The following is a 9,345-nucleotide window of genomic DNA, read 5'->3' as shown; positions in this document are numbered from 1 at the left end:
AGCACTCAACCACTGCGTCCTGCTAGACACTCCAAAGACAAATGAGAGGCTAGGACTTTTGTCCCAGCCTCTTTTCGTCTATTTTTCAAATTCCCGCTTTTCGTTGCGATTAGTCACCCAAACCGATGCGTTCGAAGATTTCATCCACCCGTTTGGTGTAGTAAGTTGGGTTGAAGATCTCGTCGATTTCTTCTTGAGTGAGACGTGAAGTCACTTCTGGATCTGCTTCAAGAAGGGGCTTGAAGTCTACTTGGTTATCCCATGATTGGGCAGTCTTCGGTTGAACAAGGTCGTAAGCTTGCTCACGCGTCATGCCTTTTTCAATCAAAGTCAACATAGCACGTTGGCTGAAGATCAAACCAAACGTAGAGTTCATGTTGCGTTTCATGTTTTCTGGGAAGACGGTCAAGTTCTTAACGATGTTTCCAAAACGATTGAGCATGTAGTCAATCAAGATGGTTGTATCTGGTGTGATGATCCGCTCAGCTGATGAGTGAGAGATATCCCGTTCATGCCAGAGTGAGACATTTTCATACGCTGTGACCATATGACCACGGATAACACGCGCAAGACCTGTCATGTTTTCAGAACCGATAGGGTTGCGTTTGTGAGGCATTGCTGAAGAACCTTTTTGTCCTTTGGCAAAGAACTCTTCCACTTCACGTTGTTCAGATTTTTGAAGACCACGGATCTCCGTTGCCATCCGCTCGATAGAGGTTGCAATGCTAGCAAGAACTGCAAAATACTCAGCATGAAGGTCACGAGGGAGGACCTGTGTAGAGATTTCTTGGGCACGGATACCAAGCTTGTCGCAGACGTATTTTTCGACAAATGGTGGGATGTTGGCAAAGTTACCAACCGCACCAGAAATCTTACCAGCTTCCACACCAGCAGCCGCATGCTCGAAACGCTCGATGTTGCGCTTCATTTCGCTGTACCAAGTTGCCAATTTAAGGCCAAATGTTGTAGGTTCAGCGTGCACACCGTGGGTACGACCCATCATGATCGTAAACTTGTGTTCTTTCGCCTTGTCTGCCACGATTTTAGTGAAGTTTTCAAGGTCCTTACGGATAATTTCATTGGCTTGCTTGTAGAGGTATCCATAGGCCGTATCGACCACGTCAGTAGACGTCAAACCATAGTGGACCCACTTACGTTCTTCACCAAGAGTCTCAGAAACCGCACGTGTGAAGGCAACCACATCGTGACGAGTTTGCTGCTCGATTTCCAAAATACGGTCGATATCAAAATCCGCTTTTTCGCGAATCAAAGCTACATCTTCTTTAGGAATTTCCCCCAACTCAGCCCATGCCTCGTCAGCCAAGATTTCCACCTCAAGCCAAGCACGGTATTTATTTTCTTCACTCCAAATGTTCGCCATTTCTGGGCGGCTATATCTATCAATCATGTTTTCTTTTCCTTTCTGTTGATGTTTCACATCAGCTAGCAACTGACTGTCGCTTACTCAAATTCTTCTTTCCCAATCCATACAGATGGATAGTGACCCAGTGTATTCAAATCTGTATCCAGCGGGACATCATAGATAGCTAAATAGTTTTCAGGATATTGAGCAACTAGCTCTTCATACTTGGCTTTCACTTTTTCGTGATCGCTACTAGCATACAAAACTTCGACGACTGCCCCCGTCTTATCTTTTTCAACAAATGCATTAACGATGAGTTGAATCATAAAAATTGATTAAATCCGAATACTGTATTCCGTTTTAGAAAATACGAGTACTCCTGTTCCTTTCTATTTTATAATATTAACAATTAACGTTCTAGGTTAAATCTATATGAACTTAATATTATTTATTTACTAGTCACAATGTTTTTATAAAATATAAAACAAAATCTATATTATAAACCGATGAAACCATAACTAAAAAAGAGAAGTCTGAATAATGTTACCTTGCTTGTTGGTTTTTACAATAGTTTTATTGGTTGTAAGATGAATATATTTTTTATTTACTTTTTCTTTTATTGCTTGCATTTTTTTATCAAATTCAAATATGCTATCTAACGAGTAGAGAGGAAAAGCTTTTTTTTCTGCTAACAATTGTTGATTTAAAGAAATAGCAGAATCATTTGAAAAATATACTTGCCACCCATTGCCATTCTTAAAGAGAGTATGATCAAGAACGGCTAATGCTCTATCTTGTTCTAAGGCTTTATAGGTTGCATGTCTACTTCCACCACTATTTGACGATTCGATAGTAATTGTTCCTAAACTCATACCACTTTGCCATTCATCACGTTCAACCAAATAACTAGGCCTTAAAGTTGTTCCAATAGGATATTCAGATACCAAGGTCCCACCATTACGTAAAATGTCATCAGCTAGTGGACGGTTTACTTTAGGATAAATTGGAACATCTAAGCCATGAGCTAAAATAGCTATAGTTTTACCATTTGTAATACTCGCCATTTCATGAGCCAAGGAGTCACACCCTACAGCAAGACCACTGACAACTGTGTAATCTAATTTAGATAACTGCTCTGTAATCTTTGAAGTCATCTTTTGGGCAAAAAGACTTGGTTGCCTAGTTCCAATTACTGCTACTTTTTTAGTATCTGTGAGTAACTCTATATTCCCTTTAACAAATAATACTAATGGTTTTTTGGGCAAAACAGCTAGCTCTTTAGGATACTCAACATCACTAAAATTAATCGTAACTATTTGTTTTTCTAAACTATTATCAATAATTTCTTTCGCTTTATTACATTGAAAATTCCAACTAGAATTAGTCAAATCATTTTCAATTAAATTCTTTAACTGACTTATCTTACTACTATAAATATCCTCAAAAGTGAAGTCATAGCTTCCTTTTTTTGAAAAAACTTCTTCTAGAAAATCAGCAATTCTTTTTCTTCCCATCCCTTTTAGCCTACTAAGGGCAATAATTTTAGTACTTAAGCTATAATTCTCAACCATATTTTTTTACTTTTTTTAAAATTAGTTATCATCGAAGTTAACTTGAGGTTCTGCAACTAAAGAAATAATATCGTCAAAATCCTTTGACGAGTATATTCCTGAAGTATTCTTTTTCAGAAAATCCAACAATTGTCTTGGATTGTGAAACACATGATCTGCACCATAGTCCCGACCAAATCTATAGTGGATCCCCCATGTAACTAATACTGTTTCAAGGCCAGCTGCTTTATAAGCAATAATATCATTTTTGGTATTTCCTATTCCAATAATTCGTGTAGGCTCTATCGTATCTAGAGTAAGTTCCACTCCATTTTTAATTGTTTCAGGAGATGGTTTCAAATACTTGATTGTATAATCATCAATTTTTGTTTCAAAAGTCGGAACTAGCCAACAACATTTTTCATAGTTAGTATATTCACCGTTAGTTTTATAACTAACATATTGGCACCCATCACCCTCGTCCTTAGGAAAAATTTTCTTTCTTAATTTCTCTTGATAAAATAGCTTTTCCATTAAATAATATCTATTTGATATAATTTCATAAATCATTCCATCATTAGCAAGAAACTCAAATATCTCTTCCAAACCTGGATAAATAGAATATATTGGGGAGGCTCTATAAAAAGTTTCCCCATTTTTGAAATATTTGTTTCCTTTCTTAAGCTTCATCTTATCATTGATTGTACTTTCAAATTCTACATTCCTTTTTCTTGAATCAACAATTGTCTCATCAAAATCCCAAATTATTAGGTCTATTTGAGAATTTAATCTAGGATTTTCAAAGTGCTTATATTTCTCAACAATACTATTCCATTTCTCAACCTTTTGATGTTTATAAAGAGAATAATTCACAATTTTTTCTTTTGGAACTCCTTTATTGATAAGATATTTATCAATCATTCTAAAAGAACTTCCGGTAGTTGTCACATCATCAATTACGACTACAAAGTCAAATTTCTCCCACCAAGATTCACCTACTCCTTGCAATTCTAATCCTTTTGTAATCTCATCAAATAAAATTTGACGTTTACCATTCTCTATATGAGTCTTATCCTTTGTTATGGTTCTTATTAACTCAATTTCTTGATTAGGATTCATTATCTTGGCTAAAATTTGAGGAATATTATAGACACCACACTCAGAACTAGGAATCCCCAAATAACAAATTTTATTATATTCCAAATTTACAAATTCTTTAAATCTTTTTTCAAATTTATTAAATTTAATTTCTAATTTTTGTAAATCAAGCTTATTATTGAAGTCAAATTTTTGTTCTCCATTTGATTGATTACGTTCAGCAATAAGAGTTTTATCAACAATTGAATACTTTGTTTTTACAAGATAAAAGTTATTCTGCTGCTCAAATTCCATGTTTTGTTCTCGATTAAATAGAGAACCATAAAAAATTGGTAGTGGCAGACCTTCTTCAACAAAATCAAACTGAGCAATATTAAATGATTTCATCAATTCCTGTTCATATATTTTATTATCAAATGTCATATCTACTTGGTTCTCCTAAAAATCAATCCCTTTCCCAAACTCCTCAACCTCATCCGGCACATTACTAAACAAAGTCACATGTCCCATCTTGCGGTTGTGCTTCGCTTCTATTTTACCATATAGGTGGAGGTGGGCGCTTGGATTTTCTGTGACATATGTTTCAGCAGCCTCGACATGCTGGCCGAGAACATTGAGCATGACGGCAGGCGCATGTAAGTGGATTGCTGGAAGTGGTGCTCCGAGAACTCCCAAGATATGCGTGTCAAATTGTGAGAAGTCACAGGCTTCGATTGAATAGTGCCCTGAGTTATGCGGGCGTGGCGCAATTTCGTTGACAATAATATCATCAGACGTTGCAAACATTTCCACGCAAAGGGTACCAGAGAGGTTCAGTTGTTCAGCGATTCGCACTGCCATGGTTTTGGCTTTTTCAGCTAGACTCGCTGAAATACGTGCTGGCACAATGGTCTTAGAGAGGATATTGTTACGGTGGATATTTTCCTGAACAGGGAAGACTGTCACGTCCTTACCATTCCCAGACACGATGACAGAAATCTCCAAGTCGAAATTGACAAATTCTTCCAAAACACACTCGGCTGAATCGGCTAGAGCATAAGCTTCTTCCAAGTCTGCTTCTGAACGAATAACCTTTTGACCATGGCCATCGTAACCACCGGTCGCAGTCTTGAGGACATAGTTTTTCGACAGGTCGATGTCCGCCAAATCTTGGCTTGAAGTTACAACCTTATAAGGTGCAACGGTGACTTGAGCCTTATTTGAGAGAAAGTCCTTTTCAAAAATCCGATTTTGAGAGATGCGAAGCAGATCAGTCCCTTGTGGAAGCTGTCCTTCTTTGATAACAGCATCCAAACCGTCAGCATCCACATTTTCAAATTCATAAGTGAGAACATCACAGCGGTCCGCCAATTGACGAAGAGCCTCTACGTCGTCGTAAGGGGCTGCGATAATTTCCGCCACACGGGAGGCTGGGCAATCAGCTGCTGGGTCCAAAGCGATAACCTTGTGTCCCATGTAGATAGCTGAGATCGCCATCATCTGACCGAGTTGACCACCACCTATGATACCAATTGTTTTAGTTGAGCTCATTCGTCGACTCCTCTGCGATTTTTCCTTGTTCTTCTGCGAAATCCGCCAAAGCTGTCGCAATAGCCTGGTCCTCTACTGAAAGAAGACGAAGGGCAAAGAGGGCTGCGTTGGTCGCACCAGCTTCACCAATCGCCATGGTTGCGACAGGCACCCCACCTGGCATCTGAACGATAGAATAGAGTGAATCCACACCGCTAAGAGCACGTGATTTGACGGGCACACCGATGACTGGAAGGGTTGTTTTAGCAGCAACCATCCCTGGCAAGTGAGCAGCCCCACCTGCACCAGCGATGATGACCTTGATACCACGACTACGTGCTTCTTCCGCATGTTTGAACATAAGATCCGGCGTCCGGTGTGCGGAAACAACTTTCTTTTCGTAGGCTACACTAAAACGGTCTAGTACTTCTGCTGTTTTTTGCATGGTTGCCCAGTCGGATTTTGAGCCCATGATGATGGAAATAATTGGTTTAGTCATAATTTTCCCTTTTTCTTCTTTTTGATAATGGTCTTAGGTGGTGGGGATGGAAGCAAACCTTCGGTTTCATTCCTAAACGTTGAGCCTAAGGTCTCAAAGTTTCCCCCGACCAGAACAGGATCTGTTCTGGTCTTCTCACCACGGCGACCATTATCCTAGTTTGGCTCGCTTTCGCTCGCCATGGCAAAAATAATATCTGTTAATCTTTTATCGCCTTGATACCGATATCGGTTCGGTAGAAGAGGCCTTCTGTGTTTTGCTTGTCGAGTTCGTTGTAGATGATGTTTTGGCCGTCTTTGACGGTGTCTGCTGTGGTGACCAACATGTAAACACGTCCTCCGTTTGAAAGAAGGTCTTCCTCATTTTCAGCGAACTTAGCACCTGCATAGTAAGTGATGATGTCGCCTTCTGTCTTGGTAGGAAGTTTAACACCCTTCTCATAAGCCAGTGGATAGCCGTTTGAGGCTACAACCACACCAAGTGTCACACCCTTGTCGGTCCAAGTGATGGCTGGCTCTTTACCATCCAAAATATCAGTGATATTTTGCGCAAAGTCAGATGTCAAACGAGGCAAGATGATTTGCGTCTCAGGATCGCCGAAGCGAGAGTTGAACTCGATGACTTTAGGGCCGTCAGCTGTCAAGATAAGACCAGCGTAAAGGACACCAGTATAAGGACGACCTTCTTTAATCATACCTTCAAGGACTGGCTTGACAATAGTGTCAACCGCTGTGTCAACCACGCTCTGTGGCAAGTGAGGAACTGGCGCATAGGCACCCATCCCACCAGTGTTGGGACCCTTGTCGCCATCATAAGCACGTTTGTGGTCCTGCGCTGTTGGCATGATGTAGAACTTGTCACCATTAACAAAGGCAAAGAGAGAGAACTCTTCCCCGTCCAGGAATTCCTCAATGACTACACGCGCACCTGAGTCACCGAATTTATTGTCCAAAAGCATCTCGTGAGCTGCTTCTACTGCTTGCTCAACTGTCTCCGCAACGACGACACCTTTCCCAAGGGCCAAGCCATCTGCCTTGACGACGATCGGAGCACCTTTCTCCTCGATATAGGCTTTGGCTTTCTCAAAGTCGGAAAATGTGCCATAGGCTGCTGTTGGAACGTCGTATTTGACCATGATTTCCTTAGCAAAATCCTTAGACCACTCCAGCTCAGCCGCAGCCTTGGTAGGACCAAATGCTTTGAGTCCTGCCGCATTGAAATCATCCACGATCCCAGCCGCCAGGGCATCATCTGGGCCAATGAAGGTCCAAGCAATATCGTTCGTTTTTGCAAAGTCAATCAGCTTAGAATGTTCGGAAATTCCGATATTGATCAAATCCAGACCGTCTAATCGCATCCCGTCATTACCAGGAGCCACGAAAACTTGCTCAACGTCCTTAGACTCCAATAATTTCTTGGCAATCGCATGTTCACGACCGCCAGATCCAACAACCAAAAGTTTCATTTCGAACCTCTTTTGCGAATTATTTTATTAAATTATATCATAATCGTTCGCTTTATTCTATTAATTTCAGTGAATCTCCCTGAAATACAGTAGAATCCAAACTTTTTTCCTTTTCAAACCCATTTCTGCATTCTTTTCCGAATAGTATAAGTGAGACCTACTAAATTAACGAAAAGGAGTATTATGCAAACCATTAAAAAATTCGTATTACTGACTTGCGCCACCTGGGGGATGCAAGGAGCCTTGGCTCATGCCGATCAAGCGACCAATGCTATCTATGCAGAAAAAGGGAAACTCATGATCCATCTTGGAAATGTTCCAGCGAAGTACCAAAAGATTCAAGTCCCCATCTGGTCTGATCAAAATGGACAAGATGACCTGATTTGGTATCCTGTGGAACGCAGTGACAAGGGATTCGACCTACAAGTGCCTTTGACCAACCATTCTGATCAAGCTGGGCTTTACCATGTCCATGTCTATGGCGTCGAGGGCAATGGACAAGTAGCTGGGCTTTACCCTCTCACGACCAGCGTCCAAGAAAAAGACCTAGCTTCTTCCCAACCCAAGATCACGATCAAACCGGTCTCCTCACAAGAATTCGAGGTAGACCTGAAGTTATTCGAGGATGTGGAGGAGATTGTCTTTCCCATCTGGTCTGAAGAAAACGGGCAGGACGATCTGGTCTGGTACCCCGCAAAGAAGATCGCACCAGGACATTTCCAACTGCGCTTTCATGCCCAAAAACACAAGGGAAGTGGCCTATTTCACCTTCACGTCTACCAGAAAAAGAAGGGGCAACTACAAGGCATGTTCCCAACTACCTTTCAAGTGGAAAAGGCAAGGCCAAAGCTCACTCCACTCGCAACGCATCCAGGAAACACCTACCCCATTGGTGAGTGCACCTGGGGTGCTAAAGAATTAGCCCCTTGGGCCCACAATTGGTGGGGAAATGGTGGCATGTGGGCAGCCAGTGCACGCGCTGCGGGATTCCGGACAGGAGATATCCCAGAGGTCGGCGCCATCGCCTGTTGGGACAATGGAGGATATGGCCACGTCGCTCTTGTAACAGACGTCGAACACGATCAAAAAATTCAGATTCAAGAGGCTAATTACAACGGCCATCGCTATATCGACAACTTCCGCGGTTGGTTTGACCCGACCAATCCCGTCTGGGGAACGGTCACCTATATCTATCCCGATTAAGGTCTTCATGACCAGCAAAACAGGCACCCATCTATTGATGCGTGCCTGTTTTGATTAATGTCTAAAATGTCTTGTCCCTGTAAAGATCAGGTTAAACCATGTTTATCATTCGCTTCGATAGACTCTTGGTCACGGATATTATTGAATGTTATTTCATGTAACTTTCTAAGCTTATTTGAATTTTTGGCATAATTTGGTGCATGACCTTAAGATTCGTATAGGCTAATGCCGTCGCTACGAAAAGATATGAAATGACTGACAGCAGAGAAACCTCAGAAGGCCAATAATGGGAAATAATCATTAAAACCATTGGTAGTTCTAGGGTTACTGTGACAACACCGGGAACATAGCCCCTAAATTGCAGGCACATGATATAATGGATGATGAAATGAGCTGTATAAGCTATTACAAAAGATAAATAGAGTAAACTGTTGTGAGTTATTTGACAGAATCCAGAAATAAACACCAGGATGATAAATTCCTCTAAAACACCTACTGCAAAGGCAGAACCCTGTGTGACAGAACCAAAAAATGGTTTCTTAAAAGTCAGTAACTTTTGATAATGCCGTTTCTTCCACAAGGGCATAAAGATCATCTCTTCAAAATCATGTAAAATAAATAAAATAGGCAGCATCCAAACATTAAAAAGAATGCTCAT

The 9,345-nt window shown here is 41.0% G+C and carries 9 protein-coding genes; 1 reads left to right on the top strand and 8 read right to left on the bottom strand.

The features are described from left to right. Positions 1–109: 109 nt before the first annotated feature. The 7 genes from purB to purD form a co-directional block, all read right to left on the bottom strand. Positions 110–1,408 carry an adenylosuccinate lyase gene (gene purB / locus BTU61_RS01835; RefSeq protein ID WP_200772101.1) on the bottom strand — a complete coding sequence of 433 codons (1,299 nt, stop codon included), beginning with the start codon at positions 1,406–1,408 and terminating at the stop codon, positions 110–112. A gap of 53 nt (positions 1,409–1,461) precedes the next feature. Next, complete coding sequence (locus BTU61_RS01830) at positions 1,462–1,689, bottom strand: phosphoribosylaminoimidazole carboxylase (protein ID WP_200772100.1); 228 nt, start codon at positions 1,687–1,689, stop codon at positions 1,462–1,464. A 192-nt stretch (positions 1,690–1,881) separates the two neighbouring features. Beyond that, positions 1,882–2,934 carry a DNA-processing protein DprA gene (locus BTU61_RS01825; protein ID WP_200772099.1) on the bottom strand — a complete coding sequence of 351 codons (1,053 nt, stop codon included), beginning with the start codon at positions 2,932–2,934 and terminating at the stop codon, positions 1,882–1,884. A 21-nt stretch (positions 2,935–2,955) separates the two neighbouring features. Next, positions 2,956–4,434 carry an HAD family hydrolase gene (locus BTU61_RS01820; RefSeq protein ID WP_200772098.1) on the bottom strand — a complete coding sequence of 493 codons (1,479 nt, stop codon included), beginning with the start codon at positions 4,432–4,434 and terminating at the stop codon, positions 2,956–2,958. 15 nt (positions 4,435–4,449) lie between these two features. Beyond that, positions 4,450–5,541, bottom strand: coding sequence for a 5-(carboxyamino)imidazole ribonucleotide synthase (purK, locus tag BTU61_RS01815; protein WP_200772097.1), 1,092 nt, complete (start codon positions 5,539–5,541; stop codon positions 4,450–4,452). Then, positions 5,528–6,019, bottom strand: coding sequence for a 5-(carboxyamino)imidazole ribonucleotide mutase (gene purE / locus BTU61_RS01810; protein ID WP_200772096.1), 492 nt, complete (start codon positions 6,017–6,019; stop codon positions 5,528–5,530). Before purE ends, purK begins: the two co-directional genes overlap by 14 nt. Before the next feature lie 199 nt (positions 6,020–6,218). Then, positions 6,219–7,484 (bottom strand): phosphoribosylamine--glycine ligase, encoded by a 1,266-nt coding sequence (gene purD / locus BTU61_RS01805; protein WP_200772095.1) that lies wholly within the window; start codon positions 7,482–7,484, stop codon positions 6,219–6,221. Between the two features lie 183 nt (positions 7,485–7,667). Between purD and BTU61_RS01800 the strand changes: the two genes are divergently transcribed. Beyond that, on the top strand, positions 7,668–8,687 hold the full coding sequence (locus tag BTU61_RS01800) for a GBS Bsp-like repeat-containing protein (protein WP_200772094.1): 1,020 nt from the start codon (positions 7,668–7,670) through the stop codon (positions 8,685–8,687). Between the two features lie 148 nt (positions 8,688–8,835). Here the strand turns inward: BTU61_RS01800 and BTU61_RS01795 are convergent, their stop codons facing one another. Continuing rightward, a complete protein-coding gene (locus tag BTU61_RS01795; RefSeq protein WP_200772093.1) occupies positions 8,836–9,345 on the bottom strand; it encodes an HXXEE domain-containing protein in 510 nt (169 codons plus the stop codon).

It is taken from the genome of Streptococcus lactarius (genome assembly GCF_016642265.1).
GTDB classification, from domain to species: domain Bacteria; phylum Bacillota; class Bacilli; order Lactobacillales; family Streptococcaceae; genus Streptococcus; species Streptococcus lactarius.
This window is presented reverse-complemented; position numbering and strand designations above follow the sequence as displayed.

Coding starts and splice junctions, on each gene's coding strand:
- BTU61_RS01800 (WP_200772094.1), top strand. CDS start 7,668: ATGCAAACCATTAAAAAATTCGTATTACTGACTTGCGCCACCTGGGGG.
- BTU61_RS01825 (WP_200772099.1), bottom strand. CDS start 2,934: ATGGTTGAGAATTATAGCTTAAGTACTAAAATTATTGCCCTTAGTAGG.
- BTU61_RS01820 (WP_200772098.1), bottom strand. CDS start 4,434: ATGACATTTGATAATAAAATATATGAACAGGAATTGATGAAATCATTT.
- purE (WP_200772096.1), bottom strand. CDS start 6,019: ATGACTAAACCAATTATTTCCATCATCATGGGCTCAAAATCCGACTGG.
- purK (WP_200772097.1), bottom strand. CDS start 5,541: ATGAGCTCAACTAAAACAATTGGTATCATAGGTGGTGGTCAACTCGGT.
- BTU61_RS01795 (WP_200772093.1), bottom strand. CDS start 9,345: ATGAGCATTCTTTTTAATGTTTGGATGCTGCCTATTTTATTTATTTTA.
- BTU61_RS01830 (WP_200772100.1), bottom strand. CDS start 1,689: ATGATTCAACTCATCGTTAATGCATTTGTTGAAAAAGATAAGACGGGG.
- purD (WP_200772095.1), bottom strand. CDS start 7,484: ATGAAACTTTTGGTTGTTGGATCTGGCGGTCGTGAACATGCGATTGCC.
- purB (WP_200772101.1), bottom strand. CDS start 1,408: ATGATTGATAGATATAGCCGCCCAGAAATGGCGAACATTTGGAGTGAA.